The organism is Bradyrhizobium sp. 139 (genome assembly GCF_023074175.1).
GTDB lineage: Bacteria > Pseudomonadota > Alphaproteobacteria > Rhizobiales > Xanthobacteraceae > Bradyrhizobium.
In genome coordinates, this window is sequence record NZ_JADPKS010000006.1 from 23242 (window position 1) to 49742 (window position 26501).

General features: G+C 65.3%; 21 protein-coding genes and 1 pseudogene. 12 read left to right on the forward strand and 10 right to left on the reverse strand.

Annotation, left to right across the window (positions count from 1 at the left end; translation table 11 throughout):
• Positions 1–180: 180 nt before the first annotated feature.
• The 3 genes from IVA80_RS00645 to IVA80_RS00655 are packed head-to-tail and all read left to right on the forward strand — an operon-like array spanning position 181 to position 3984.
• Positions 181–678: a 2Fe-2S iron-sulfur cluster-binding protein gene (locus IVA80_RS00645; protein WP_247424439.1), complete on the forward strand. Its 498-nt coding sequence runs from the start codon at positions 181–183 to the stop codon at positions 676–678.
• Entirely contained in the window at positions 675–1730 is a 1056-nt protein-coding gene (locus IVA80_RS00650) for a xanthine dehydrogenase family protein subunit M (protein ID WP_247424442.1), read from the forward strand. Before IVA80_RS00645 ends, IVA80_RS00650 begins: the two co-directional genes overlap by 4 nt.
• The gene (locus IVA80_RS00655; RefSeq protein WP_247424445.1) at positions 1723–3984 is read left to right on the forward strand and encodes a xanthine dehydrogenase family protein molybdopterin-binding subunit; all 2262 of its coding nucleotides are present in this window, start codon (positions 1723–1725) and stop codon (positions 3982–3984) included. The genes IVA80_RS00650 and IVA80_RS00655 overlap by 8 nt, the downstream gene beginning before the upstream one ends.
• A 41-nt stretch (positions 3985–4025) precedes the next feature.
• On the opposite strand, the gene IVA80_RS00660 is transcribed toward IVA80_RS00655, so the two are convergent.
• Positions 4026–4574, reverse strand: coding sequence for a cupin domain-containing protein (locus IVA80_RS00660; RefSeq protein WP_247424447.1), 549 nt, complete (start codon positions 4572–4574; stop codon positions 4026–4028).
• A 148-nt stretch (positions 4575–4722) separates the two neighbouring features.
• On the opposite strand from IVA80_RS00660, the gene IVA80_RS00665 reads away from it, so the two are divergent.
• Positions 4723–6051 carry an aspartate aminotransferase family protein gene (locus IVA80_RS00665; RefSeq protein WP_247424450.1) on the forward strand — a complete coding sequence of 443 codons (1329 nt, stop codon included), beginning with the start codon at positions 4723–4725 and terminating at the stop codon, positions 6049–6051.
• Between the two features lie 70 nt (positions 6052–6121).
• Entirely contained in the window at positions 6122–7387 is a 1266-nt protein-coding gene (locus IVA80_RS00670; protein ID WP_247424453.1) for a D-amino acid dehydrogenase, read from the forward strand.
• A 202-nt stretch (positions 7388–7589) separates the two neighbouring features.
• Here IVA80_RS00670 and IVA80_RS00675 read toward each other — a convergent pair whose 3' ends face one another.
• The gene (locus IVA80_RS00675) at positions 7590–8234 is read right to left on the reverse strand and encodes an XRE family transcriptional regulator (RefSeq protein WP_247424455.1); all 645 of its coding nucleotides are present in this window, start codon (positions 8232–8234) and stop codon (positions 7590–7592) included.
• Between the two features lie 180 nt (positions 8235–8414).
• Here IVA80_RS00675 and IVA80_RS00680 point away from each other — a divergent pair, with 180 nt between their 5' ends.
• From IVA80_RS00680 to IVA80_RS00695, 4 genes are read left to right on the forward strand one after another with little or no spacing between them, the layout of a single operon-like run.
• Positions 8415–9173, forward strand: a complete 759-nt coding sequence (locus IVA80_RS00680) for an ABC transporter substrate-binding protein (protein WP_247424457.1) — start codon at positions 8415–8417, stop codon at positions 9171–9173.
• A gap of 24 nt (positions 9174–9197) precedes the next feature.
• Positions 9198–9851, forward strand: coding sequence for an amino acid ABC transporter permease (locus IVA80_RS00685; RefSeq protein ID WP_247424460.1), 654 nt, complete (start codon positions 9198–9200; stop codon positions 9849–9851).
• Positions 9848–10579, forward strand: coding sequence for an amino acid ABC transporter ATP-binding protein (locus tag IVA80_RS00690; protein ID WP_247424461.1), 732 nt, complete (start codon positions 9848–9850; stop codon positions 10577–10579). Before IVA80_RS00685 ends, IVA80_RS00690 begins: the two co-directional genes overlap by 4 nt.
• Before the next feature lie 12 nt (positions 10580–10591).
• Positions 10592–11878: an FAD-binding oxidoreductase gene (locus IVA80_RS00695; RefSeq protein WP_247424463.1), complete on the forward strand. Its 1287-nt coding sequence runs from the start codon at positions 10592–10594 to the stop codon at positions 11876–11878.
• Between the two features lie 49 nt (positions 11879–11927).
• Here the strand turns inward: IVA80_RS00695 and IVA80_RS00700 are convergent, their stop codons facing one another.
• Positions 11928–12140 carry a hypothetical protein gene (locus IVA80_RS00700; protein ID WP_247424466.1) on the reverse strand — a complete coding sequence of 71 codons (213 nt, stop codon included), beginning with the start codon at positions 12138–12140 and terminating at the stop codon, positions 11928–11930.
• A gap of 97 nt (positions 12141–12237) precedes the next feature.
• Positions 12238–13827, reverse strand: coding sequence for a gamma-glutamyltransferase (locus IVA80_RS00705; RefSeq protein ID WP_247424468.1), 1590 nt, complete (start codon positions 13825–13827; stop codon positions 12238–12240).
• A gap of 171 nt (positions 13828–13998) precedes the next feature.
• Between IVA80_RS00705 and IVA80_RS00710 the strand changes: the two genes are divergently transcribed.
• A complete protein-coding gene (locus tag IVA80_RS00710; RefSeq protein ID WP_247424472.1) occupies positions 13999–14772 on the forward strand; it encodes an enoyl-CoA hydratase-related protein in 774 nt (257 codons plus the stop codon).
• Between the two features lie 21 nt (positions 14773–14793).
• On the opposite strand, the gene IVA80_RS00715 is transcribed toward IVA80_RS00710, so the two are convergent.
• Positions 14794–14970: a hypothetical protein gene (locus IVA80_RS00715; RefSeq protein WP_247424474.1), complete on the reverse strand. Its 177-nt coding sequence runs from the start codon at positions 14968–14970 to the stop codon at positions 14794–14796.
• A gap of 9 nt (positions 14971–14979) precedes the next feature.
• Positions 14980–15213, reverse strand: a complete 234-nt coding sequence (locus tag IVA80_RS00720; RefSeq protein WP_247424477.1) for a hypothetical protein — start codon at positions 15211–15213, stop codon at positions 14980–14982.
• Positions 15214–15414: 201 nt separating this feature from the next.
• Between IVA80_RS00720 and IVA80_RS00725 the strand changes: the two are divergent.
• Together IVA80_RS00725 and IVA80_RS00730 are read left to right on the forward strand one after the other, a co-directional pair.
• Positions 15415–16414, forward strand: a pseudogene (locus tag IVA80_RS00725) (PQQ-dependent sugar dehydrogenase); the annotation flags it as partial.
• 293 nt (positions 16415–16707) lie between these two features.
• Positions 16708–17733: a histone deacetylase family protein gene (locus tag IVA80_RS00730; protein WP_247424480.1), complete on the forward strand. Its 1026-nt coding sequence runs from the start codon at positions 16708–16710 to the stop codon at positions 17731–17733.
• A 40-nt stretch (positions 17734–17773) separates the two neighbouring features.
• On the opposite strand, the gene IVA80_RS00735 is transcribed toward IVA80_RS00730, so the two are convergent.
• From IVA80_RS00735 to IVA80_RS00750, 4 genes are all read right to left on the reverse strand, one after another.
• Positions 17774–18754 (reverse strand): LLM class flavin-dependent oxidoreductase, encoded by a 981-nt coding sequence (locus IVA80_RS00735; RefSeq protein ID WP_247424481.1) that lies wholly within the window; start codon positions 18752–18754, stop codon positions 17774–17776.
• On the reverse strand, positions 18751–19482 hold the full coding sequence (locus IVA80_RS00740; protein WP_247424483.1) for a 4'-phosphopantetheinyl transferase superfamily protein: 732 nt from the start codon (positions 19480–19482) through the stop codon (positions 18751–18753). Before IVA80_RS00740 ends, IVA80_RS00735 begins: the two co-directional genes overlap by 4 nt.
• Before the next feature lie 205 nt (positions 19483–19687).
• The gene (locus IVA80_RS00745; RefSeq protein WP_247424485.1) at positions 19688–19858 is read right to left on the reverse strand and encodes a hypothetical protein; all 171 of its coding nucleotides are present in this window, start codon (positions 19856–19858) and stop codon (positions 19688–19690) included.
• 141 nt (positions 19859–19999) lie between these two features.
• Entirely contained in the window at positions 20000–26446 is a 6447-nt protein-coding gene (locus tag IVA80_RS00750; RefSeq protein WP_247424486.1) for a non-ribosomal peptide synthetase, read from the reverse strand.
• Positions 26447–26501: the final 55 nt, after the last annotated feature.

Genomic DNA, 26501 nt, shown 5'->3' on the forward strand with positions numbered 1-26501 from the left:
TGCGCACGGGCTTTTGACGAATTCCAAAAATTTTTGCGCCGCTCTTGTTAAGCGGAGGGTGCCTCCGTATCTTCACTGAGGCGTCGGCTCGGATCATGTTCGGGCGGCGCGGAATCGACGGCGGCCACGGCGGTGGCGCGCTGCGCGATGACTCATGTCCGTATCTGATCGGAGCCTTGTATGAACCACTCCATCAGCCTCACCGTGAACGGTGCGCGGCGCGAATTCGTCCTGGACGATCCGCGCGTCACGTTGCTCGATCTCTTGCGTGAGCGCCTCCATCTCACCGGAACCAAGAAAGGATGCGACCGCGGTCAGTGCGGCGCGTGCACCATTCTCGTCGACGGCAAGCGCATCAACCCCTGTCTCGCACTCGCCATCAGCCATGACGGCGCCGACATCCTCACCATCGAAGGCGTCGCGCGCGGCGACCAGCTTCACCCGGTGCAGGCCGCCTTCATCGCCCACGACGGCTTTCAATGCGGCTTCTGCACGCCCGGCCAGATCATGAGCGCGATCGGCATGATGCGCGAAGCCCAGGCCGGCAACGATCCCGAGCGCATCCGCGAATGCATGAGCGGCAATCTGTGCCGCTGCGGCGCCTATGCCGGCATCGTCGATGCCGTGCTCGAGGCGCAGGCCGGAATGGACGAATCCAATCAGAGGCGCTCCGCATGAAACCGTTCGATTACGTCAGGCCGGCCACGGTCGCCGAGGCCGTCGCTGCAGCCGCGCAGCCGGGTGCGACCTATCTCGCCGCCGGCACCAATCTGCTCGATCTGATGAAGGGCGGCGTCAGCCGTCCGGACCGCCTGGTCGATATCACGCATCTCGATGGGCTTGATGAGATCGAGCATCTGGCCGACGGCGGCTTGCGCATCGGCGCGCTGGTGAGCAACGCCGATCTCGCGCACGACGTCGACTTTGCAAAATCCTACCCGGCCGTCGCTGAAGCGCTGCTCTCCGGCGCATCGGCGCAACTGCGCAATGCCGCGAGCGTCGGCGGCAATCTGCTGCAACGGACGCGCTGCGCGTATTTCTACGACACAGCCAGCCGCTGCAACAAGCGCGAGGCCGGCAGCGGCTGCGACGCCCGCGGCGGTGAAAACCGCACCCATGCCGTGCTCGGCTGGAGCGAAAACTGCATCGCCACGCATCCGTCGGACTTCTGCGTGCCTCTGGTCGCGCTCGACGCCGTCGTCGAGATCGAGGGCAGGAACGGCCGCCGCGAGATCGCGCTCGACGACCTGCATCGCCTGCCCGGCAGTACGCCAGAGCGTGAATCAGCGCTCGAACCCGGAGACCTCATCGTCGCGGTGCGCCTGCCGCCCGCGGCGGGCGGTTTCGCCGCGCACGCGCGTTACCTCAAGGTTCGTGAGCGCACGTCTTACGCTTTCGCCATGGTCTCGGCCGCGGCTGCGTTGCGGATCGAGAACGGCAAGATCGCGGAGGCGCGACTTGCGCTCGGCGGTGTCGCCGCAAAGCCCTGGCGTGCTCGCGCCGCGGAAGACGTGCTCAGGGGCGTCGCGCCCACGGCTGACGCGTTCCAGGAAGCCGCCCGGCGCGCGCTCGCCGATGCGAAACCGTCCGGCGACAACGCCTTCAAAATCGAGCTCGCGCGTCGCATCGTCGTGCGCGCGCTGATCCTTGCCGCGGCCGGTACGCCTGCGCGTATTCCCGCGCTGCCGGCCTCTCCCTTTGCCACGACGTCTGGAGCCATCCATGCCTGAGCTCAACCTGACCAGCGCGCCCGCCCATCTGCGCCACGGCTCGAACATCGGCCAGCCGCTGACCCGCCGTGATGGCGTCCTCAAGGTGAAGGGACAGGCGACCTACGCCGCCGACAATCATCCGCCTGGCATGCTGTTTGCGGTGATGGCCGTCTCCAGCATCGCGCGCGGCCGCGTCACCTCGCTCGATGTCGCCGCCTCAAAACGCCATCCCGGCGTCGTCGAAATCATGACGTCCGACCACAAGCCACAGCTCGCGATCGACCCTGAAATCAAGACCAATCCGTTCGTGTTCCGGATGGAGGTGTTGCAGAGCCATGAAGTCCGCTACGCCAACCAGCCCATTGCCGTCGTGATCGCCGAGACGCTGGAGGCGGCCACGGAAGGCGCGGTGCTGCTGGCGCCGCGTTACGAGACGCTGCCCGCGCTCGTCGGGCTCGACGCCGGCGAAAGTTTCGTGCCGCCGGTCGTCGGCGTCGGCAACCCCACGGAAAATTACCGCGGCGATGTCGAGGCGGGTTTTGCCTCGGCCGAGAAGCAGATTGACGCGATTTACGAAACGCCGCCGCAATATCACAACGCGATGGAGCCGCATGCGATCGTGGCTCACTGGGACGGCGACAAGCTGTCGATCGACATGCCGACCCAGGGCCTGAAGCTGTCGCTGGCGCGCATCGCCGAATTGTTCGGCATCGCGCACGACAAGATTCACATCCGCAGCCCTTTCCTCGGCGGCGGCTTCGGCTCCAAGGGGCTGATGGCCGGGCCACAAACCCTCGGCATCATGGCTGCCAAGCTGGTCGGCAAGCCGGTCAAGCTGGTGCTCCGCCGTGAGCAGATGTATGGTCCCGTCGGCCATCGCGCGCCGACCCGTCAGCGGCTGCGCATCGGCGCCGACGGTGACGGGCGCCTGACCGCGCTCGATCATCACGCCCGGACCGTATCGAGCACGTTCGACGATTTCTACGAGCCCGCGGCCGACGCCTCGCACACGCTCTATGCGGCGCCTGCGATCCGCACCTCGCACGACGCCGTGCGCGTCAACACCGGCACGCCGCTGTTCATGCGGGCGCCCGGCGAGGCGACCGGATCGATTGCACTCGAAAGCGCGGTCGACGAGATGGCCTGGGCCTGCGGCATCGACCCGCTCGCCTTTCGCCTGAAGAATTATGCCGAGGTCGAGCCGATCACCAGCAAGCCGTTCTCGTCGAAGGCGCTGCGCGCCTGTTACGAGCAGGGCGCGGCGCGCTTCGGCTGGGCGAAGCGACCGCTCCAGCCGCGGCAGATGCGCGATGATGCCGGCCATCTGGTCGGTTGGGGCATGGGCACCGCGACCTTCCCGGCGCTGATGTTCCAGGCCGAGGCGCGTGCGGTAATTCGCCGCGACGGCACGGGTGCGATGGAGATCGGCGCGCATGACATGGGGCAGGGCGCCTGGACGGCCCTGGCCCAGATCGCGGCCGACGAACTCGGGCTCGACATAGACCGTGTCGAGTTCGAAGCCGGTTCATCCGACTTGCCCGATGCAGGCATTGCCGGCGGCTCGGCGCACACGGCGACCGCAGGTGCGGCAATCCACGGCGCTGGTGCCGCCGTGATCGCAAAGCTCGCCGATCTCGCCACCGGTGATGAGCGATCTCCGTTGTTCGGCGCCGGCAATGCCGGCGTGATCGCACGCGATGGCAGGTTGATCCGGCGCGACGACGAAAGCCGCGGCGAGAGCTACGCCGAGATTCTTGCGCGCGCGGGCGTCGCGGAGGTCGAGGCGCGCGGCACGGGCGCGCCGAACCCGGCCGCGATGGAGGAATATGCGATGCATGCCCACGGCGCCGTATTCGCGGAGGTGAAGGTTGATCCCGAGCTCGGGCAGATCCGCGTCAGCCGCATGGTCGGCGCTTTCGCGGCGGGACGCATCGTCAATCCGCATCTGGTGAAGAGCCAGCTCTTCGGCGGCATGATCTGGGGGATGTCCTTTGCGCTGCATGAGGAGGCTATCACCGATCGCCGCAGCGGTCGGATCATGAATGCCAATCTCGGCGAGTACCACATCCCCGTGAATGCCGACGTGCCGCCGCTCGACGTGATCACGGTCGAGGAGCACGACCCGCATGTGAATGCGCTCGGCATCAAGGGTGTCGGCGAGATCGGCATCACCGGCAGCGCCGGTGCGGTCGCCAACGCGGTCTGGCATGCGACCGGCGTGCGTGTCCGCCGTTTTCCGATTCGGATCGAGGAGTTGTTGACGCAGCTCTGACGGATCGCGGCAGGCGGGAGCAATCCGGGCCCGCCGCCTCCTCAGAACGTCGGCGGCGTGCAGGCCGAGATCACTTCGCACGGCTTGCCGCCGACGCAGCGGAAGCGATGCGGGCGGCGGCTCTCGAAATAATAGGCATCGCCCGGGTTGAGGATGCGCCGCTCATCCTCGACGGTGACTTCGAGCTTGCCTGAAATCACGATGCCGCCTTCCTCGCCGTCGTGGACCAGGTGAACGCGCCCGGTGTCGCTGCCGGGCTCGTAACGCTCTTTCAGGATCTGCAAGGTGCGGCCGAACAGATTGTCGCCGATCTGGCGATACGAGATCGGCTTCTTGCCGACTTCGGTGAGCTCTTCTGAGCGGTAAAAGATCTTGCGCCGCGTCTCCGGCTCGAGCGCAAAGAATTCCGCGAGCCCCATCGGGATGCCATCGAGGATGCGCTTGAGCGCGCCGACCGACGGATTCATCTGGTTGGATTCAATCAGCGAGATCGTCGAATTGGTGACGCCGGCGCGCTTGGCGAGCTCCCGCTGCGACAGCTTCTGCCGCGCCCGGATGAATCGCAGCCGTCCACCGATGTCGACGCTCATGCCCTGGTCCTGTGTTGCACGTGTTGCGGATCGCGCAAATATGGACCGGCAGCCCCAGTTAAATCAATGGCTTGCAGGCCGCCAGAAAAGGACTTGCTGCCCTGTTGAAGCCGTGGCTCTGCTAGCGGGTCAGCAAAGGAGCGTGGCCGTGACCCTTCATCAGATTCCGAACACCATCAAGACCGATTCGTTCTGGATGCCGTTCACGGCCAACCGGCAGTTCAAGAAGGCGCCGCGCCTGTTCTCCTCGGCCGAGGGCATGCACTACACCACCGTCGACGGCCGCAAGGTGATCGACGGCTCCGCCGGTCTCTGGTGCGTCAACGCCGGCCACGGCCGCAAACAGATCGCCGCTGCCGTCGAGCGCCAGCTGATGACGCTGGACTTCGCGCCGTCGTTCCAGATGGGCCATCCGCTGGCATTCGACTTCGCCGAGCGGCTCGCCGAGATCGCGCCGAAGGGGCTCGATCGCATTTTCTTCACCAATTCCGGCTCGGAGTCGGTCGATACCGCCCTGAAGATCGCGCTGGCCTATCACCGCGCCAACGGCCAGTCGAGTCGCACCCGCCTGATCGGCCGCGAGCGCGGCTATCACGGTGTCGGCTTCGGCGGCACGTCGGTCGGCGGCATGGTCGCCAACCGCCGCGCCTTTGCGACCCTCCTGCCGGGCGTTGACCATATCCGCCACACCCATGATCTCTCCCGCAATGCCTTCGCCAAGGACCAGCCCGAGCATGGCGCCGAGCTCGCCGACGATCTCGAGCGTCTGGTGGCCCTGCACGGCGCCGAGACCATCGCCGCCGTGATCGTCGAGCCGGTGCCGGGCTCGACCGCGGTGCTGCCGCCGCCGAAGGGTTACCTCCAGCGCCTGCGCGAGATCTGCGACAAGCACGGCATTCTCCTGATCTTCGACGAGGTCATCACCGGCTTCGGCCGTCTCGGCACGCCGTTCGCCGCCAACTTCTTCGGCGTCACGCCTGATATGATGACGACAGCCAAGGGCATCACCAACGGCACCATTCCCTGCGGCGCGGTGTTCGCGAGCCGCAAGGTTCATGACGGCCTGATGGTCGGCCCGGAGAACCAGATGGAGCTGTTCCACGGCTACACCTATTCGGCGCATCCGACGGCCTGCGCCGCCGGCATCGCGACGCTCGACATCTACAAGGACGAGGGCCTGCTCACGCGCGGTGCGTCGATCGCCGACTACTGGCGCGATGCGCTGCATTCGCTGAAGGGCCTGCCGAACGTCGTCGACATCCGCAATTGCGGCCTGATGGGCGCAGTGGAACTGTCGCCGCGTGACGGTACGGTCGGTGCGCGCGGCTACGACGTCATGGTCGATTGCTTCAATCGCGGGCTGTACTTCCGCATGAGCGGCGATTCCTTTGCGCTGTCGCCCCCGCTCATCGTCGAGAAGAGCCACATCGACGATATGGTCTCGATCCTCGGCGACGCCATCAAGCGGGTGGCCTGATAATTGCTCTCGCCGTTGCGAGTTGTTTCCTGGCAGCGGCGAGCGTGATGCCGCGGGAGTTTGACGAAGCGTGAAAGTTTTGATCCTCGGCAGCGGTGTCATCGGTGTCACCTCTGCCTACTACGTTGCGCGTGCCGGCCATGAGGTGACGGTCGTCGACCGTCAGCCCGAGCCGGCGCTGGAGACCTCCTTTGCCAATGCCGGCGAGGTGTCGCCCGGCTATTCCTCGCCCTGGGCCGGTCCCGGCGTGCCGGTGAAGGCGGTCAAATGGTTGCTGATGAAGTACGGCCCGCTGGTGATCCGGCCGAAGCTCGATCCTGTGATGTGGGTCTGGCTGCTCAAGATGCTGCGCAACTGCACGAGCGCGCGCTACGCGGTCAACAAGAGCCGGATGATCCCGATTGCGGAATACAGCCGCGACTGTCTGCGCGACCTGCGCCGCGACATCGGCATTCAATATGACGAGCGCTCGCAGGGCACGCTCCAGCTGTTCCGCTATCAGGCCCAGCTCGACGGCACGGCTGAAGATATCGCCGTGCTCAAGCAATATGGCGTGCCTTTCGAGGTGCTGAGCCGCGAAGGCTGCATCGCGGTCGAGCCCGCACTTGCGGGCGTGAAAGAAAAATTCGCCGGCGGACTTCGCTTGCCGCAGGACGAGACCGGCGACTGCCACATGTTCACGCAGGCGCTGGCCAAGCATGCCGAAGCGCTCGGCGTACGCTTCCTGTTCAACACCGGCATCGACCGCATCGTCACCGACGGGGCGCGCGTCAGTGGTGTTGCGACCAGCGCAGGGATGTTGCAGGCGGATGCCTACGTTCTTGCGCTCGGAAGCTGGTCGTCGCGGCTGGTCGCGCCGCTCGGCATCTCGCTGCCGGTCTACCCCGTGAAGGGCTATTCGATCACGGTGCCGATCAAGGACGCCTCCGGCGCGCCGGAATCCACCGTGATGGACGAGAGCTACAAGGTCGCGATCACCCGCCTCGGCAATCGCATCCGCGTCGGCGGCACCGCTGAAATCTCCGGCTTCTCGGCCAAGCTCTACGACGCCCGCCGCGCCACGCTCGATCACTCCCTGACCGATCTGTTCCCGCGCGGCGGCGATCTCTCCAAGGCGACATTCTGGAGCGGCCTGCGTCCGATGACGCCGGATGGCCCTCCGGTGATCGGTCCGACGCAGTACGGCAACCTCCACCTCAACACCGGCCATGGCACGCTCGGCTGGACCATGTCCTGCGGCTCCGGCCGCGTGCTCGCGGACATGCTGTCGGGCAGGAAGCCGGAGGTCGACGTGAGCGCGCTGACGGTGGATCGGTACAATCACCGGTTTGGGTGAGGCTCTCTCCGCTCCGCTAGTCCATCCCGTCACCCTGAGGCGTGAGCTGCGCGGCGCAACGCGCCGTGCGGCGAGCCTCGAAGGGGCGGCCCGGCTCTATCGGGGCCGCGCATCCTTCGAGGCTCTCCATGTGGCGCGTTGCGCCGCACGGCTCGCGCCTCAGGATGACGGGACTGAGAGCGCTCTGGGAGGGAGGAGAGAGCTACCCCGCCCCCGTCACGCAATTCACCCACAGCACCACGGCCTTCGCATCCTGCGCCGGATTGGAAAACCGGTGCGGCCGCCGGCTCGCGAAGCGAAAGCTGTCGCCCGTCTTCAGCGACCATGTCTGGCTGTCCACCGTCAGCATCATCTCGCCTTCGAGCACAAGGCCCGCTTCCTCGCCGTCATGGGTGTAGAGCTCGTCGCCGGTCGAGCCGCCGGGCTCGAGATGCACCAGGAACAGATTGAGTCGATTCTCCGCGCTTGCCGGACTCAGCAACTGCTTCGACACCCCGGTGCGCCAGAGCTTCAGCTCGGGCCGCTCAAGCCCGCGCGTCACCACATGATCGGAGACGCCGTCGGCACTTGGGCTCGCGCCGAACAGTGCGGCAATGCCGACGCCGAGCACGTCGGCGAGCGTCGCCAGCACGCGCAGCGACGGCGACGACAGGCCGCGCTCGATCTGGCTGAGAAAGCCAATCGAAAGATCCGCGCGCGCTGCGACCGTCTCCAGCGAGAATCGCCTGACGCGCCGGAGGTCGCGGATGCGGCGGCCGACCGCAATGACCATCGCGGGCTCGGCCGGCTTGGTGATAGCCTTCGCTCTCACCTTCTTTGCCGGCTTTGCGGCGGCCGGTTTGCGCATTCTCTTGCCACCGCTCACGTCAAACCGCTTCCTTCATCTGCATGAAAACTGCTTGCGTCGCTCGTGAAAGTATGACCAAATTTTCATATTGGTGAAAATAGGCCGAAACGGCTCGGCCCGCAATGTCTGCGATCACGACATCTGCGAGCGCCGCATCGGCCGGACCCAAAGGGGGATGCGATGAAGCGTTTTGTCCAGGCCGCGGTCGCGGCGCTCGCACTAGCCGCAATCGTGCCGGCTTCGGCGCAGCAGGTGCTGAAGGTCGGCTCGACGCCAACCGGCATTCCCTTCACCTTCCTCGACACCAAGACCAACACCATCCAGGGCATCATGGTCGATCTCGTCACCGAAATCGGCAAGGATGCCGGGTTCAACGTGCAGATCGAGCCGATGCAGTTCTCCGCGCTGATTCCGTCGCTGACCTCGAGCAAGATCGACATCATCGCGGCCGCGATGTTCATCACGGCACCGCGGAAGGAAGTCGTCGATTTCTCCGACCCGATCTACACCTATGGTGAAGGCCTGGTGGTGCCGAAGAGCGACACCAAGACCTATGTCACCCAGGACGATCTGAAAGGTGAGACGGTGGGCGCCCAGGTCGGCACCGCCTTCGTCGACGCGCTGAAGAAGTCCGGCCTGTTCGCCGACGTCAAGGCCTACGACACCATCCCTGACATCCTGCGCGACGTGAACACCGGCCGCCTCAAGGCCGGCTACGCCGACTATCCGATCCTGGCCTACAATCTGAAGCAGGGCGGCTTCCCCGAGGTGCGTCTCGTCGACGGCTACAAGCCGGTCACCGTCGGTTCGGTCGGCATCGGCGTGCGCAAGGGCGAGAGCGCGCTGCTCGGCAAGATCAATGCCTCGCTCGCGAAGCTTAAGGCCAACGGCACCATCGACAAGATCCTCGATAAATGGGGCCTGAAGGCGCAAGGCTGATAGAGGCTCATTGAAGGCTAGTCGATGAAAGGCTTCTGGCACGACGCCGCCGAGTTCTTCCCGATCCTGATGAGCGGCGTCGCGCTGACGATCGTCGTCACCATCGGTTCGCTGCTGCTCTCGACGGTGCTGGGCCTGATCTGGGCGATGATGCGGGTCTCCGGCATCCGCGTCCTGTCGATGCTCAGCGCCAGCCTAATCAACGTGATCCGCGGCATCCCGATCATCGTGCTGCTGTTCTATCTTTACTTCGTGATGCCGGATCTCGGCGTCACGCTGTCGGCCTTGCAGGCCGCGATCCTCGGGCTCGGCATCGCCTACTCGGCCTACCAGGCGGAAAACTTCCGTGCGGGCATCGAGGCGATCGACAAGGGCCAGATCGAGGCGGCGCAGTCGATCGGCATGGGCTGGTGGCTGACCATGCGGCGCGTGGTGCTGCCGCAGGCGGTGCGGATCGTGCTGCCGCCCTACGGCAATGTCATGATCATGATGCTGAAGGATTCCTCGCAAGCCTCCACCATCACCGTCGCCGAGCTTGCGTTGCAAGGCAAGCTGATCGCCTCCTCGACCTTCAAGAACACCAACGTGTTCACGCTGGTGGCGCTGATGTATCTCACCATGAGCATCCCGCTGATCCTGCTGGTCCGTCATTTTGAGAAGCGGGCCGGCAAGCGATGATCGAGCTCAGCGACGTCCATAAGAGCTTTGGCAAGGTCGAGGTGCTCAAGGGCATCACGGCGTCGGTGCAGAAGGGCGAGGTGGTCTGCATCATCGGCCCATCCGGCTCGGGCAAGTCGACGATCCTGCGCTGCATCAACGGGCTTGAAAGCTACGACCGCGGCGAGATCAGCGTCGAGGGATTGAAGGTCGACCGCGACGCGTCTTCGATTGTGAAAGTCCGCACCCAGGTCTCGATGGTGTTCCAGCGCTTTAACCTGTTCCCCCACCGCACCGCGCTCGAAAACGTCATCGAGGGGCCGCTCTACGTCAAGAGAGAATCTCACGCCCAGGCGTTCGAGCGGGGCCGTGCGCTGCTTGCCCGAGTCGGGCTCGCCGAGAAAGCCGACGTGCATCCGCCGCAGCTCTCTGGTGGCCAGCAGCAGCGCGTCGCGATCGCACGCGCTCTCGCCATGCAGCCGAAGGCGATTTTGTTTGACGAACCGACCTCAGCGCTCGATCCCGAACTCGTCGGCGACGTCCTTGGAGTGATGCGCAAGCTCGCCGACGACGGCATGACCATGGTCGTCGTCACCCACGAGATGGGTTTTGCCCGCGACGTCGCCGACCGCGTGCTGTTCATCGACGGCGGCGTCATCGTCGAGCAGGGGGCCGCGAAGGCGCTGCTCAATCAACCCCAGCATCCGCGCACGCAGGACTTTTTGCGGCGTGTGCTGCATCCGCTCTGACCGGTCTATGCCATGACTACGCGCCTGCCTCTGCCGCCCTCGCTCTATGCCGACACCGCCGTCGCGCCGGTCGCGACGCCGCCGCTCGACGCAGACAAGACCGTCTCCGTCGCGATTGTCGGCGGCGGCTACACCGGCCTGTCCACCGCGTTGCATTTGGCGGAGCAGGGTGTTGAGGCACTGGTGCTGGAAGCGCAGGAGCCCGGCTGGGGCGCGTCTGGCAACAATGGTGGCCACACCAATCCAGGCTTGAAGCACGATCCCGATCAGATCGAGGCCGATTTCGGCACTGATCTCGGCCGCCGCATGATCGACTTCTCCTACGGCACCACGAATTTCACGCACGACCTGATTCGCCGTTACCAAATCCCCTGCGAGGCACGGCAGAACGGTACGCTGCGGGCGGCCTATAACGAGGCGAGCGCCGCCGCGATCGAGAAGACCGCGCAGCAATGCATTCGCCGCGGCATGCCGGTGACGTACCTGAATCGCAAGCAATTGCGCGAGATGACCGGCACGGATCGCTATATCGGCGCCATGTTGGACACCCGCGGCGGCGATCTGCATCCCCTCAGCTACGCCCGCGGTCTCGCGCGCGCCGCGATCTCGGCCGGTGCGAAGGTCTACGGTGAGACGCCGGCGCTATCGCTTCGCCGTAAGGGCACGCGCTGGCGCATCGAAACGCCGCGCGCGGTGGTGCATGCGGAAAAAGTGCTGCTCGCGACCAACGGCTTCACCGACGATCTCTGGCCGGCGCTCCGCCGCACCATCGTGCCGGTGTTCTCGTCGATTGCCGCCACCGCGCCGCTCTCCGACGCGGTCGCCCGTTCGATCATGCCGACGCGGCCGGTGCTCTACGAAAGCGGCCACATCACCGTCTATTACCGCATCGATCAGCACAATCGTCTGCTGATGGGCGGTCGTGGCCCGATGCGCTGGATCAAGTCGCCGTCCGACGTCGCTTATCTCATCCGCTATGCCGAGCGGCTGTGGCCGCAGCTTGCAGGCGTCGCCTGGACCCATGGCTGGAACAGCCGGCTCGCCATCACCAAGGACCATTATCCGCATGTGCACGAGCCCGCGGAAAACATCCTGATCTCGCTCGGCTGCAACGGCCGCGGCGTCGCACTCTCGACCGCGATGGGCGCCCAGCTCGCCCGCCGCCTGATCGGCGGCGCCAAGGCCGAGATCGACATGCCCGTCACCGGCATCAAGCCGATCCCGATGCATGCGTTCTGGCCGGTGGGTGTGACGACCGCCGTGATCGCGGGCCGGGTGCGGGACCGGCTGGGGATCTAAAAGCGTTGCGCCGCTCTTTTGAAGAACGGCGCCAGATCGTTGCCGAGATTTAGCAGCGGCCTTGCTTCCACAGGCCGGGCGGGCAGCCCATGCCGCGCCAGCCGACCTTGCGGCCGTGGTACCATCCCGGCGGCGTGCCATGGCGATGATGGCCCATCGCATGGCCATGACCGTGCCCGTGTCCGCCCCTGGCGAGAGCAGGGTTGGCAAGCGTGAAGCCGGCCGCAATGATCAGCGACGCGGCGAGGGCGAGTTTCTTCATCATGTCCTCCATGAGGGCGAGCGCACTTGTCCGGTCAATGAATGGACTGCGCGCACGTAAGTTCCGTGCAAATGTGAATGTGGAGGAGTCGCGGCGTTCAGCGTTCCGCCACCGCATCGGCCCAGGGCTGGAAGATCTCGACCGCACCGGAGTTCGTGTCGCCTTCGCGCATCACCACGCTCGGGCAGGCGAACTTCTGCGGCAAGGACTGCACCCGGCTCTCCTCATAGTCGAAGCGCTCTGCCAGCGTCTTGCGTATTTCCGCCGGCAGTCTGACATCGCCGATCACGATCTCGCCTTCGCTGGCGTCGATGCGCGGCTGGTGGATGGCAGTATCGAGATCCATGCCAAAATCCATTGCGAAAGACACGAGCTGCATCACAGACGGCAGGATGCGGCGACCGCCGGAGGCGCCGACCGCGAGACGCTTGCGGTCCCTGGTCTCGGCAATGACGGGCGTGTAGTTGGTGAGGCAGCGCTTGCCGGGGGCGAGCGAGTTGGTGGTGCCCGGCGTCGGATCGAACCACATGATGCCGTTGTTCATGGCGATGCCGGTGTTCGGCGTCACATATTTCGAGCCGAAGGATGACAGCAGCGTCTGCGTGACCGCTGCGATGTTGCCGTGGCGGTCGACCACGGAGAAATGCGTGGTGCAGGCGGGCGCCAGATATTCGGCGCCGAGCGAGCGCTTGCCGTCGGCATCGCCCATATCCTTGAGCCGCTCGCGATAGGCCGATTGCAGTGCGAGCGCATATTCGGCATAGGCGGCTGCGTCGGGCGTGGCTGTCGGCTGCAAATTTTGCTGCAGCAAACGCAGCGCGTGCGCCATTGTCGGTCCGGCCGTGAGCTCGGGTGTGGCAAACACCTTGCCGCCGCGATAGGGGATCGCCAGCGGCTCGCGCAGGTGCGCTCGGAACGCGGCGAGATCCTCCACCGACAGCGAGCCGCCGTCGGCCTTGATGTCGGACGCGATGCTCTTGGCGAGATCGCCCTGGTAGAAATCGCGCGGACCGGCAGCGGCCAGATGCGACAACGTTGCCTGCAAGGTGGCCAGCGGCAGCCGCGTCTCGGCCTTGATGCCCCACGGCGCGCTCGGCGGCAGGCCATCCTTCAGGAACATTGCCGCGCTCGCGGGATAGCGCCGAAGGTCGGCCGCCGAGGCCGTGATCATCAGCGTGGTCCACCAATCGACCAGCATGCCTTCGCCGGCGAGTGCGGCGGCCGGCGCGACAAGATCCTTCCACGGCAGCCTGGCGTGGCGGCGATGTGCCTCCTCCATGCCGGCGACGACGCCGGGCACGGCGATCGAACCCGGGCCATGGATGTTGCGATCGTCCTTTACCCGCTGCCAGGGAAAGAGATCGGAGGCCGCACCTGCGCCGCTGAGCGGATAGTCGGCGACGCGCAGGCTCTGCGGCCCGCACATGCCGTAGTCGATCACCTCGTAGCGATTTTCCTTGGCGCGGTACAGCACCATCGCGCCGCCGCCGCCGATGCCGCTGTTCCAAGGCTCCAGCACGTTCAGCGCGAAGGTGGTCGCGACGATCGCGTCCACGCAGTCGCCACCCGCCGCCAGCACTTGCGCTCCCATTTCGGCCGCCCGCCGCGATTGCGAGGCGACGATGCCGCCCTTGGATTTGATGGCGGTTTTCCGGACGGCTTGGGCGAGGCTGAACTGATGAGGCATGATGTCGTCTTGTGTGCGGTTTTCGGTTGTCTTGGCTTCGGTTGTCTTGGATTTGGTTGTCTTGGATTGGTTGTCTTGGCTTCGTTGCGCCGACTTTGAAGCTCCGCATTGGCGGAGCGCACGGACAATGGCACATTGCCGCCAACGAAAACATCGAAAGAGAGACGCGACATGGCAGGTGTGAAACAGACGCGGGATGGCGCGGTCGGGATTCTGACCCTCGACGAGCCGGCGAGCCTGAACGCGATGACGCCCGACCTGCTCGGCGCACTCGCCGCGGCCGTCGCCGAGACGGCGCGGGACGAGGAGGTTCGTGCCCTGATCCTGACCGGCGCGGGACGCGGCTTCTGCTCGGGCCAGAATCTGAAGGCATCGGAGGCGCTCGGCGAGGACATCGCGGCCGGCGTCATGCGCTTCTATTGGCCGGCCTTCAGGGCGCTGCGCGAATGCCGCGTGCCTGTTGTCGTTGCCGTGAACGGCATCGCGGCCGGCGGCGGCTTCAGCCTTGCGATGGCCGGCGACATGATTGTTGCGGCGCGGTCGGCGAGCTTCGTCCAGGTGTTCAGCCGGATCGCCCTGGTGCCTGATCTCGGTTCGACTTGGCTGCTGCCGCGCCTGATCGGTCGCCAGCGTGCGCTCGAACTGATGCTGCTGAACGAACCGCTAACGGCCGAACGCGCCCAGGAGATCGGCCTGGTGCGGCAAGTCGTCGACGATGCGAAGCTAATGGATGAGACGCTGGTCCTGGCGCGCCGTTTGGCTGACGGCCCGACGCGCGCGCTCGTCGCAACGCGTGCGCTTGTCGAGGAGAGCGAGCATGCAGCTTACGAGGCGCAGTTCCGCCGCGAGATCGAGGTTCAGGCCACGATCCGCAAAAGCACTGATGCCATCGAAGGCCGCAATGCCTTCGTCGAGAAACGCAAGGCGAAGTTTACGGGTAAGTAGGGGAGGAGACGCGAGAAGCGCTCAGAGCGCGCCGTCTTGGCGGCCGGCCCGATGCTTGGCGTGCCATTTCGGGCCAGGGCCGCGCATGTAATGAAGCTCTGGGCGGTACGGATTGCCAGCGATCCGCACCAGCTTCTGCCATTTGGTGGCAACGAAGTTCAGCGGCTGGCAGATCAGGGTCAGTGAAGCGAACAGCACGGCATCACCTCAATGCGGCTTGCCGAGCATGGCGGTGAAGGGGAGATCAAAGATCTCCTCGCCGTCAGAGCCGCTGACATGGATCACCCAGTCGCGCCAGTCTTCAGCGCCGGGCGTCAGGATCATCGTGTTCATGATCTGAGCGGCACGGTCACGCGCCTCGGTCAGGTTGGCCACCGCAGTGCCGCTGCGATCGATCAGCGTGCCGTCGTTATTGGAGCAGTGAAAGTACACCTGGACCATATGCGTCTCCTGTCGAGAGCGATTGGGACGGCAAAGTGATACCACCCGAGGCCTTCGCGAAACATTCGGGGCGAACCCGGTAAGGGAATCTACGGAGATTGGTCGGCGCCAAGACCCCTGCGGGTTTGATCACAGGGGGTGATCGTCAACTGGACGGCGTTCCCATGGAACAACTTTGGACAGAAAGTCCGGGAGGCCGCCGTGAACCAGCTCACATTCTCGCGGGGGCGGCGAAGCCGGCGCCTGTTTGCGGCGGCCGTCGCCGGAGCGCTGTTCGGTCTTGCCCCGGGTGCCTCGTGCGAGCCGGTCCGCAGGAGCGGCTATGTGATCGGCACGGAAACCTGCGGCAGCGGCGATCTTGCTTTTCCCAAAATCCAAATCGACATGAAGGCGGGATTATGCGCCGGTCTCGTCGCCAGCGAAGAGGATCATCTCAAATTTCCCCGTTCAATCGTCCAGGTGCCGGGCCGTGAGCTGTTCGTCGTCGCCGATATGGGCGGCTGGGGCCACACCGACGGACGCTGCTGCTGCTTGATCTGCATACGCCCCAGGACCAGAGATTCAAGGAACTGCTGACGGCGATCGAATACCCGTTCGGTCTCGTGATCGGGCCTGACAAGAAACTCTATGCTTCGACCGCGGAGACGATCTTCCGGTTCGATCCGCTCGCCGAGAATCCCCGCAGCACGGTCGAGACCATCATCCGGCACATGCCCGGTCGCCGGATCACATTGCCTGACGGCACCAGGCTCGACGAGAGCGCTCATCCGCTCAAGCAGTTCGTCTTTGACAGGAACGGGCGGCTGTTCGTCAATGTCGGCTCGCACAGCGACGACTGCATCACACCGTCGCCGATCACAAAGCCTTGCGCGGCCGCCGAGGGCGCTTCCGCGATGGCATCGATCTGGCTGTTCGCGCCGCCGCTGGCGGCAGCTTCCCGGCGTTGAAGCCGAGCGATCCCGACCCGCCGCACACCGTCTATGCACGCGGCCTGCGCAATTCGATGGCGCTGGTGCTGCACCCGAATTTTCCCGATACCGGCTACGCCTTCCTGCAAGGCGAGAACGGCCGCGACCTGCCCGACATCTTCAAGCCGAACGAGGAGATCAACGCCATCGAGCAGGGCAAGCATTACGGCTGGCCCTATTGCTACGACCTGTCGACGACGAGCCTCGAATTCAAGCTCGTGCTGCAATCCGGTAGCGTCAGGAGAACAGGAGGGGAGGATGATCGTCAACACGAGCTGAAACCTCTCGTAGCGATCAGCAGGGCCGCGAGCACTGCCTTCAGCGCGGACGCTGCTGAGCGTAGGCGATCTGCTTCCGGCGCAGGACGGCGTGACAGGGGCGGCATTCTTCTTGCTTGCATCTGGCCGCTGCACGGATTTAGACATTTGTGGCACCGTCAGAGCGTTTTCGAGCGAAGTGGATACCGGTTCGCGTAAAGAAAACGCGTCAAAACGAGAGTCAAGAGCCCGCGACCACGGAGTGTTGAGTGAAAGCCGTCCATACCGAACTGCATCGCAGCCACGATCCGCAATTCTTCCTGGTTCGCGGTGTCGTCAAGCGCACTACCGAGCAGCCCGAGCGCGCCGATCGGCTGCTCAAGGGATTGAAGGATGGCCGGCATCAATTGGTCGAGCCGACGACGTTCGGGCAGGGACCCCGCGCGCGCATTCACAGCCCGGAATATCTGTCGTTCCTCAGCGAAGCCTGGGACGCCTGGACCGCGCTTGGCGATGCCGGCCCGGAGATGATCGGCAACATCCATCCCGTGCGCCATGCCGCGACTTATCCGACTCACATCGTCGGCAAGCTCGGCTGGCACACCGCCGATACCGCGGCGCCGATCGGTCCCGGCACCTGGGCCGCGGCCTGCGCCGCCACTGATGTTGCGGTCACGGCGGCGCAGATGGTGATGGACGGCGAGAATGCGACCTATGCGCTCTGCCGCCCGCCCGGCCATCACGCCTATCGCGACATGGCCGGCGGCTTCTGCTTCCTCAACAATAGCGCGATCGCGGCTGCACATTTGCGGCTCAAGCATGAGCGCGTGGTGATCCTCGACGTCGACGTTCATCACGGCAACGGCACGCAAGGCATCTTTTACGCGCGGCCGGACGTGTACACGGTGTCGATCCACGCCGATCCCGTCGCGTATTATCCTTACGTATGGGGCTACGCGCATGAGCGCGGCGAAGGACCCGGCCTCGGCACCAATCTCAACATCCCCCTGGCCATCGGGACCGGCGACGACGGTTACATTCAGGCGATGGATCTTGCGCGCAAGGCAATCGAATCCTTTGCACCCGGCGCCCTCGTCATCGCACTCGGCCTCGACGCCTCCGAGCACGATCCGCTTCGCGGCCTCGCAGTCACCACGCCGGGATTCCGCCGCATCGGCCAGGCCATCGCGAAGATCGGCCTGCCGACCGTATTCGTGCAGGAGGGCGGCTATCTCTCGGATATTCTGGGCGCGAACCTGACCTCGGTGCTGGCCGGATTCGAAGAGGCGCGGTGATCTTCGCCTCTCCCCGCTTGCGGGGCGAGAAAGAAGAACCTCAAAACATCCCGCTCGCCGCGAGCGCCTTGCAGACGTGCTGCATCTCGGTCTCGTCTGCGACCATGTCGAGCATGATCGTGGTCAGGCCCTTCGCGGCAAACTCCTTCAGTTTCGCGCCGATCTCTTTGTAGCTGCCGACGAGATAGGGGCAGTCGGACTGGAAGGTCAGGAACGGCAGCAGCCAATAGCCGTTGTCCGCGAGTTCGCCGCTCTGGCCTTCATAGAGACGCCGCTTCCACACGGAATCGCTGTTCTCCACGGTGAGCGCGAGCAGCCCGCGATCGTCGGGGTTGTCGCGAAAGCGCGCCCTTGCCGCCTGTCGTGCCTCGTCGCGTCCCTCGCGGGCGAAAATTCCAAAATTCATTCCGGGCGCATCGAGACCGCGATCGAGATCGGGCGGCAGCATCTGCATCTTGATGCAGCCGGTCTCTTTCGCCACGCGCTGCGCCGCCTCCGACTGGCCCGCGACTAGAAATTCCGGCATCAGCTCCGCCGGCAGGCGCGGGCGAAGCTGCAGATTGCGCGCGCGGTAGAACCGTCCCTCGAAATTCACGGGGCGGGGGCTTTCCAGCAATTGGCGCATCAGCGCAACGAATTCACCGAGCCGGACATAACGGTCCGCATGCGACTGCTCGTCGCCCAGTCCGTGCAAGTCGCTGACCGCGGTCCCCGTGATCATGTTGAGATAGACCTTGCGGCCGTGGAGCTGCGCAAGGGACGAGACGAACTTCGCCGCCGTGAACGGGTGCATGTAGACCGGATTGACCGCGATCAGGGGCGAAGATCGCGTCGTCTCACCCATGATGTGCTGGGCCATCGCCCAGGGCTCGATGAACACGTCGTTGCCTTCGAACAGCAGGATGCCTTCGAAGCCGTTGCGGTCGGCGAATTGTGCGACCCGCATCAGCTCGCCGACATATTTTTTGGGATCGCGGTTGCGCGAGATCGCGGGAAAGACGCGCAGCCGCGGCGGCGTCATGCAGCCGCTTCCTGGAGCGGCCAGGCATTGCGGGTGATGGGAAGGCCGCCGTCCGCGCGGGAGCCATCGGCGATCGCGAGGCGATGCGAGGGCGATGGCGAGCATAGCGAGAAGCGCCATCCCAGCGGATCGTCGGCGATATCGGGCTTGAAGCTGATCTCGATGGCCTCCCGCGACACTCGCATCGCGAAGCCGTTGAGCGGCAAATTGAGCCCAAAGCCCCTCGCCTTCAGATAGGCCTCCTTGAGCGTCCAGTAGTCGAAGAAGCGCTCGATCGCGGCGGGCTCGGGCAGACCGCGCAACGTTTCGACCTCCTCCGGCGCAAAGAAGCGAAGCGCGGTGGACAATGGCGCGACACGCCGTGACACGGTTTCGACGTCGACGCCGACGGTCTCGTGCCCAGAGACGACGCAGGCAACGCAGCCGTCGGCATGGGACAGGCTGAAATGCAGCGCGGTCGAGATCGCGGGCGCTGCGACAAATGGCCGCCCGTCACGGCCGGCTGCAAAGGACCAGTCGGAAGGCGCGACAATGGGCGCGACCTGCGACAGCGCCAGACGCAGCATCGCGTGCGCGAAGATATACTGCCGCCGATGCCGCTCGAACATGAAGCGGTCGGCGCGGATCCGTTCGTCGACCGAGAGCACGCGTCGGCATGCATCAACTGCGCCCGGCGCGTCGATGGTCTCGATCAGTCCGACAAACAGTTCAATTCTGTCGTCTGCCATCAATAAGGCCCATGGAGTCAGACGGAGCCCAGGTCTCCGATCCTGACGGAAGAATCAACTGAGCGGACCGCCCGGGCAATTTCTTGTCGATTTTGCAGGCCGGTTTACAGGCGCAAGCTTGTGCGAGACCCCAACTCGACGAGCGAGCGGCCTATATCCGAAAAGTGAAGCCTGAAGATTCGTGCGGCGTCCCGGCCGACGAGCCTTACTTCTTTGTCTTCTTGGCTTTCTTCGACGCGCCCAGCACCGAAAGGCTGGCGTCGACATCCTTGAGCGCGGACTGGAGCTTCTTCTTCTCGGCGCCCAGCAGCTTTTGCAGTGCTTTGCGATCCTTGTCGCTCAACGAGGTACCCTTGGTAAATTTGATGAAACCCATAACAAACTCCCCGGTCGAAAATATTCATCCAAATCAAAACGCGAGAATAATCTTGCGCGCTGGCGCCGAATAATCAAGATGCAACTTGGTCATTCACAGCTTTGACGAGTGAATCTGTGTTCGCACGTCCTGTACAGCCGGTCATGCCGCCCTGCGAGCGAGCAATCGGCCGAGCGGCGTGTTGGGTTGGGCGACGGCCGCCTCCAGCAGCGCGACGAGATGCGCCATCCACGCGCCGACCCTGCGGCCATCGAGCAATTCGTTCTTGTAATTGCATGAGCCGGTGATTCCGGTGGGGCGCTCCTTGAGCATCAGCGATAGCCAGGTCTGGTCGATCGGCAGCACGGGCTGACCTTCGCGCGCGATGCGGCCGATCGATTCCATCGTGACGTCAGGCAAATCGAGCGGCTGGCGCAGTGGATTTTGCAGGGTGAAATAGACCTGGAGCAGCGAGGCTGGATCGATCCCCTCCCGCTCCAGATGGTCGGCCAGGATGTTGAACGGCAGCTCCTGGCGCGCATGCGCGTCTAGTACGCTCTGACGCACCCGGGCCAGGGCTTGCGCGAACGACAGCTCCGGCGTGATCAGGGTACGGACGATCACCGTGTTCTCGAACGGTCCGACGACCCGGTCGGTGTCAGGCTGGGTGCGATTGGCCATGGCGGTGGCGACCGAAATGTCGTTGCGGCCGGTCTGCGCCAGCAGCAGGGCTTTCAAGCCGGTGAGAAGGCACGTGAACAGCGTGCTGTTATGCTGGCTGGCGAACGCCGTGAGCCGGCCGATCAGCTCGCGCTCGATGCTGACCGGATGATGCCCGGTGGACGCACTCGGGCTCGGTTCGCCGTCGAAGACTGGGGCCGCGCCGCGTAGATTCTCGGTCCAGTCGGCAGCCTGGCGGCGGGCAGCGTCGGTGCCGCACCACCAGCGCTGCCAGCGAGCGACGTCCGAAAAGGCGAGCGGCAGTTTCGGCAGCGGCACAGACGGACGTCCGGCCAGCGCCGCATAGCGGTTGGACAACTCCTCGAACAGCACGCCGATCGACCAGCCGTCGGCAATGGCATGATGCAGCGTCAGTAGCAGCACATGATCGTCGGCATGGAGCCGCAACAGCCGCGCCCGCAACAGCGGCGGCCGCGCCGTGTCGAACGGGACGTAGGTCGCCTGCTCGATCAGGAGATCGATTTTCCTGAGTTCGAGGGCTTTGCGCCGCTTGTTGTTGTGTGGACGTCCGTCGCCGATGACCTCGACGGTGAGGACAGGTCCGAGTTCGCTGAGTGCGGCGATGCGGCTGACGGGCTCTTCGCCGCTCCAGCCGAACCCGGTCCGCAGCGATTCGTGGCGGCGCACGATGTCGCCGAACGCCTGCGCGAGGATAGCTGGATCGAGCGGACCTCGGAGGCGGAAGGCAAAAGGCAGGTTGAACAGCGGCAAGTCCGGCAGGTTCTGCTCGATCCGCATCATCTGGTCCTGCGCGATCGAGAGCGTTGGTGGCCCGCTTTCAGCCAGCCTTGTTCCAGCCAAACTTGGCACGCCTGCTGCCGGCTTGCGCGGCTTCGCCGCCACGGCCTCGTCGACCCGCCGGGCGAGTTCTTCGATCGTCGGAGCCTCGAAGATGGTCTTGATCGGCAGCGACACGCCGAGCGCACGGGCGACGCGCGCCATCGCCTGGCCCGCCAGCAGCGAATGGCCGCCGAGATCGAAGAAATTGTCGGTCACGCCAAGGCTCTCGACCTTCAGCAGGTCGATCCAGATGTCCGAGAGCGCCTTTTCGGTGAAGCGCCGTGCCGGCACGGCGGCGTCCGGCCCGGAGACTTCCTGCTGCGCCGGCGCCAGCAGCGCGGACCGGTCGATCTTGCCATGGGCATTGAGCGGCACCTGATCCAGGAACAGGAATGCGGACGGGATGGCATGGCCCGGCAGCCGGCTCTTCAGGAACTGGCGCAGCTCGCTGGCGCTGCTCTGGCCGCCGGTCCTTGCGACGATATGGGCGATCAGCCTGACATCGCCGCTCGCCTCGCGGCGCGGCTCGACGATGCCGGCGCGCACAGCGGGATGGTCGGCAAGCGCGTTCTCGATCTCCTTGAGCTCGACACGATAGCCGCGGACCTTGACCTGGTGGTCGGCGCGGCCAAGGCATTCGATCGTCCCATCGTCGCGGCGGCGCGCGAGGTCGCCGGTACGGTACAGAAGCCTGCCGGTGCGGCGAGCGAATGGATCGGGCAGGAAGCGCTGTTTGCTCTGCGCGGGATCGTTGACATAGCCGCGGCCGATTCCGGCGCCGCCGATGCAGAGTTCACCGGTCACGCCGACCGGCTGAGGCTGGAGGTTTGCGTCGAGCACGTAGAGCTGGGTGTTCGGCAGCGGCGCACCGACCGGGACGTTGCCCGTCGCGGCCGCCGGCGCTTTGGTCAGGCGATGCAGCGAGACGTCGTCGGAACATTCCGACGCGCCATAGGCGTTGATCAGCGGTACCTTCGGGCAGCGCGCAAACCAGGCGCGACAGACATCGACGGGCAGCGGTTCGCCGGTCGAGATCAGGAGGCGCAGCCTTGCGAAGGCGCGCCGGATCGGCGCCTCGTTCATGCGATCGAGGATCACGCGCAACAGCGAAGGCACGATCTCGAGCACCGTGATGCCTTCGCGCTCGATTTCCCGCGCGAGCAGGATCGGGTCCTGCACGATCGCGCTGGCACAGACATGGACGCGCGCGCCGACCATGAGGCCCGCGAGGAACTGCCACACCGAGATGACAAAACTCTGCGGCGCCGTCTGCGCGATCACGTCCCTGGCCGAAAGTTTAAGCTCGGAAATGAGCGCCGCCAGATGGTTTGACAGACCGCGCTGTTCGATCATGACGCCCTTCGGCGCTCCGGACGAGCCGGATGTGTAGATGAGATAGGCGAGGCTCGAGGCTGCGCGCCGCGCGGCGCGGGCCGGCCTGGTCGATCCGGGCGCGATCACGTCCTCGAGCTTGGCGACATGGATGCGTTCGACCAGTGGTTCGAGCAGCGCCTCGACCATGGGCGACTGCGCACGCCCGGTCAGCAGCATGCGGGCGCAGCTCGATCCGAGGATCGTCGCGAGCCGCGCCGGCGGCTGGTCGGGATCGAGATTGAGGAAGGCCGCGCCTGCGCGCTGCACGGCGATCATCGCGGCGAGCAGGTCGAGCCCGCGATCCGCAAGCAAGGCGACCACGCTCTCGGCACCGACGCCTTCGCGCGCCAGCCAGCGCGCGGCGGCCTCGCTGCGGCGGGCCAGCTCGCGATAGGTCAGGGTTGCGCTTCGGTCCGACACCGCGATCGCGTTCGGCGTCCGCCTGACCTGGCGGTCGAAGCGTTCGCTTAAGTTGCCGCGCGTGATGAAATCGGCCGCTACGCCCTGGCCTTTCGCCAGCAACTGCCGGCGTTCGGCCTCCGTCAGGAGCGGCAGCCGCGAGATGCGCTGCTCCGGATTGGCGGTCACGGCCTTGAGCAGAGTCTTGAACTGAACGGCCATGCCTTCGATGGTCGCCGCGTCGAACAGATCAGTGGCGTATTCGAAAAAGCCGGTGAAGCCGCCGTCGGCCTCGACCAGTTCGAGTGTGATGTCGAAGCGCGCGACTTTCGGGTCGAGCTCCAGCCGGCGCGTCGACAGGCCGGGGAAACGTGCCGTCTCGATCGAGGCGTTCTGGAGAATGAACATGATCCGGAACAGTGGATTGCCATCGCTCCGGCGCGCGATCTGGAGCGCGCGCAGCACTTCCTCGATCGGGAGGTCCTGGTTGCGGTAGGCATCAAGCGTGACCTGCCGCACCCGCCGCAACAGTTCGCCAAAACTCGGGTCGCCGGCAAAATCGTTGCGCAGGATCAGGGTGTTGGCGAACAGCCCGATCAGTCGCTCGCTCTCGATCTGGTTGCGGTTGGCGATCAGCGATCCCGTCGCGACATCCTCGTGTCCGGTGTGGCGGAACAACAGGCACTGGAAAGCCGCGAGCAGCGTCATGAAAGGCGTGATGCCCTGGTCCTGGCTCAGGGCTCTCACACCAGCCGACAGCGTTTTGGAGAATTCGAGATAGTGACGGGCGCCGTGACCGCTCCAGATCTCCGGTCTTGGCCGGTCGGTCCGCAGCGGCAGCGTGGTGACGCCGTCGAGCTGCGTCCTCCAGTAGTCGAGCTGCTCCTTCGCCGCCGGTGTCTGGGCCCAGCTCTGCTGCCACAGCGCAAAGTCGCGATACTGGCAGGCGGGCGGCGGCAGCGTCGCCGCGCTCGCCTTGCGCGCGGCGACATAATGGGCGGCAAGCTCCTCCCAGAACAGCCGCTGCGACCAGCCGTCTGTGACGAGGTGATGGACGTTGACCACCAGCGCGTGGCTGGATTTGTCGAACGACAGCAGGGTGACCTTCAGCGGCGGCTCGCGCGTCAGGTCGAACGGATATTGCGCGAGCTTGAGCGCCTCGCGCCGGATCACCGCGGCCCGCTTGTCCGCGGCGCAGGGCTTGAGCTTGATCCGCTCGAACCGTGGAGGTGATTGCAGCACCCGTTGCGCCGGCTCGCCCTGGCGTTCGATGAAGACCGAGCGCAGTGCCTCGTGGCGCGCGCAGATCGATGTGAGGCTCGCAGAAAGCGCGGCGACGTCGACCAGGCCTTTGAGAACAGCGAGTTCAACGACATTATAGTTGTAACGGGTCTGATCGAGCCGCGAGAGCACATACATGCGGTGCTGCTGGAACGACAGCGGCGCGTCTCCTGCCGCCGTCTGGTGCCATGCCGGCAGCATCGCCTCGCGATGAATTGTGGCGGTCTCGATCCGGGCCGCAAGCGATGCGACCGTGGCACAATCAAAGATATCCTCGAACGAGAACTCGACATTGAAGCGTTCGCGCAGGCGTGAGCGCATCTGCGTCACCGCGAGCGAGTCCGCGCCGAGCGCAAAGACGTCCTGATCGATGCCGACCTGCGGCAGCTCCAACAGGCCGGCCCAGATCCCCGCGAGTTGACTCTCCAGCGCGTTGCGCGGCAATTGCGCTTCCTCGCCATGCTCCGCGGTTGCGATCAGATCGGCCAGCGCGTTGCGCTTGACCTTGCCGCTCGCGCCCTTCGGCAGTGCGGCCACGCTGCGGATCAGGCTCGGTACCTTGTAGGCCGCAAGACGTTTGCGCGCGAACTGCCGAAGCTGGTCCGAAGTCGCTTCGGAGTTCGGTCGCAGCACCACGACGGCGGCGACGTTTTCGCCGAGCGTCTGGTGCGGGACGGCAAACACGCCGGCCTCCAGCACCGCCGGATGGCTGAGCAGGATCTCTTCCACCTCCAGGGGCGAGATCTTCTGCCCGCCGCGGTTGATGACGTCCTTGATGCGGCCGACGATGAAGAGATAGCCATCGGCGTCGAGATAGCCGAGGTCGCCGGTCCGGAACCAGCCGTTGCGGAACGCGGCCCGTGTCGCCGCCTCGTCATTATAATAGCCGCGGCTCATATTCGGTCCCCGCAGCATGATCTCGCCATGCTCGCCACGCGCAAGCGTGCGGCCCGCCTCGTCCATGATCGCGATCTCGGGGCCCGCGGCGCGGCCGACCGATCCGACCTTGCGCAGCTCGAACGGATTGGCCGCGATCTGCGAGGCCGCTTCCGTCATGCCGTAGGTTTCGAGCACGGGAACGCCGAACGTCGCCTCCAACCCGTTCAGGATCGCAGGCGCAAGCGAGGCGGAAGCCGAGCGGATCACGCGCAGCGACGACGACCGGGCGCGGTCCGGGTTCGCTTCCGCCGCCGTGAGCAGCGCGCGATGGATGGTCGGCACCGCCGTGTACCAGGTCGGTTGCAGCTCCCGCATCCAGCCGAAGAAGGACGATGCGTCAAAGCCGTTGGTGCAGATCACGCTGGAGCCCGCGGCCAGCGCCGTCAGCAGGCCGGAGATCAGGCCATGGGCGTGGAATAGCGGCAGGATGTTGAGCAGTCGATCTTGGGATGCGAGCGACAGCACGCGGCCGGCATTGGTGGCGGACAGGCACACATTGCGATGTGTCAACGGCACCATTTTCGGCCGCGCCGCCGTGCCTGACGTCAAGAGGATGAACGCATCGTCATCGCCGCGCGAGGCGCCGCTGGCGGTCGCGGGCCCGACAGCCGGGCCGACGAACGCGCAGCCGCCGAGATCGTGCTGCGGCCCCGGCACGAAATCGATCACCGCGATATCGAGCGCCTTGGCGACGCCGCGAGCGGCTGAGTTCATGTCGGCCCCCGTGACGAGCGCCGTCAGCTTCAATTCGCTGAAACAGCGTTGCAGCTCGTCCGCGGTCAGATCGGGATTGACCGGGACGCAGGCGCAGCTTGAGGCGACCGCGATCAATGCCAGCGCGCTGTCGGCGCCGCGCGGCAGTGCAACCGCAATCCGGTCGGCAGGGGCAATGCCGAGCCCGCGCAGCGTACGGACGAGATCCTGCGTCCGCTGGCCAAGCACGCCGTAGTTAAGGGCCGGACGGCCAGGGGCAAGGAGGGCAGGTGCCGCCGGCGTCTTCCGCGCATAGAAGTCGAGAAGGCCGCCGAGATGGGCAAAGACCTTGGTTTCGGTTGATCCCTCTCCGGCTCGGGATGCAATGTCCGACAAGTCCATTCCCTTTTGATCTGATTGAGCTATTCTTTCAGGAACTAAGGGAACGCGTCCAGTC